Consider the following 1,763-nt stretch of genomic DNA (forward strand, 5'->3'; position numbering starts at 1 on the left):
ACCCGAGTTGGCTCACGTTTTCGGGATGATTGACGGCTCACGTCTGTGACCTGCTGGTTCTCGTCGGGATCGGTCTGATTTCACGCACTAACGGCGCTGGTTCTAGGCTCGGCGAGTGGTGTTTGTCAGGAAGGTGCGCACCAAGTCCGGGGCCACGGCCGTGCAGATCGCCCGCTACGTGGGCGGCCGGCAGGAGATCGTCAAGCACCTCGGTTCCGCCCACACCGACGTCGAACTCGGCATGCTGCTCGAACGGGCCCGGGCCTGGCTCGAACCCGACCAGCAGATCCTCGACCTCGGCGTCACGCCCCAGATTCCGGTCGAGAAACCCCTGGCCGGCGGGCAGAGCGCCCTGCTCGACGCTGCGCCCGGACCCGTGCAGGTGGACGCGCCGGGACGGACGGAATCGACCGGGTCGGTGCTGCTGCGCCAGGTGCTGACCGACGTCTACGAGCAGCTCGGGTTCGGGATCCTCGGCGATGCGGTGTTCCGGGACCTGGTGATCGCCCGGATCGTCGAACCCGGCTCGAAGCTCGACGCCGGCCGGGTCCTGCAGGACCTCGGTGCGGATCCGCCGAGCTACGCCACGATCAAGCGACACCTGGGGCAGGTCATCACCGGCAAGTACCGGGATCGCATCGCCGAACAGTGCTTCGTCCATGCCGCCGAAACCGGCGGTCTGAGCCTGTTGTTGTACGACGTGACGACCTTGTACTTCGAGGCCGAAAAGGAAGATGACCTGCGGAAAGTCGGGTATTCGAAGGAACGTCGGGTCGACCCGCAGATCGTCGTCGGACTGCTGGTGGACCGCACCGGGTTCCCGCTCGAGATCGGATGCTACGAAGGCAATTCGGCCGAAACCCACACGATCGTCCCGATCGTGCGGCAGTTCCAGGCGCGCCACGACCTCGACGGGGTCGAGATGGTCGTGGCCGCGGACGCCGGGATGCTCTCGGCGGCCAACCTCGCTGCTCTCGACGACGCGGGGTTGAAGTTCATCGTCGGCTCGCGTGTCACCAAGGCGCCCGGGGATCTCGCCTCCCACTTTCATTGGAACGGCACCGTTTTCACCGACGGTCAGGTCATCGACACGATCACGCCGCGGCACGGCCGCTCGGTGGTGAACAACTCCCGTAAACGCGCCGAACCGGTGTGGGATCCGGCGGAATATCCGAATGCGTGGCGGGCGGTGTGGCAGTACTCGCGCAGTCGCGCCGCTCGTGACGAGAAGACCCTCAACGCGCAGGAAGCCCGCGCCCGGGCGGTGGTCGACGGGGACGCGGTCCCGAAGTCCACGCGGTTCGTGACGGTCACCGCGAAGGGCCGGCGACTGGACACCGCGTCGCTGGAGCGAGCCAGGATGCTCGTCGGCCTGAAGGGCTACGTCACCAATCTTCCTGTCTCGCTGATGGATCCGGGCGAAATCATCGCCAAGTACCACGAGTTGTGGCATGTCGAGCAGTCGTTCCGGATGTCGAAGACGGACCTGCGGGCACGGCCGATCTTCCACCGCACCCGCGACGCGATCGAGGCGCACCTGACCGTGGTGTTCGCGGCATTGGCCGTCTCCCGGGTGGTGCAGGACCGCAGCGGCCTCGCGATCGGCAAGGTCGTCAAGCTGCTGCGGCCGCTGCGGTCGGCGACCATCGCGATCAACGGCACCCGGCACACCTTCCCGCCGCAGGTCGATGCCGACCTGCAGGCCCTGCTCGACCGGATTTCGGGGTCCTGACTCACGCACTAACGAAATGAGCCAACTCGGG

At 66.6% G+C, this 1,763-nt stretch carries 1 protein-coding gene; it reads left to right on the forward strand.

Translation table 11 applies throughout. The features are described 5' to 3' along the window. Positions 1-115 precede the first annotated feature (115 nt). On the forward strand, positions 116-1,732 hold the full coding sequence (locus tag M1M07_RS32195; RefSeq protein ID WP_248676759.1) for an IS1634 family transposase: 1,617 nt from the start codon (positions 116-118) through the stop codon (positions 1,730-1,732). The last annotated feature ends 31 nt before the right edge of the window (positions 1,733-1,763 follow it).

This window comes from Rhodococcus sp. HM1 (assembly GCF_023218075.1).
Lineage (GTDB): Bacteria > Actinomycetota > Actinomycetes > Mycobacteriales > Mycobacteriaceae > Rhodococcus.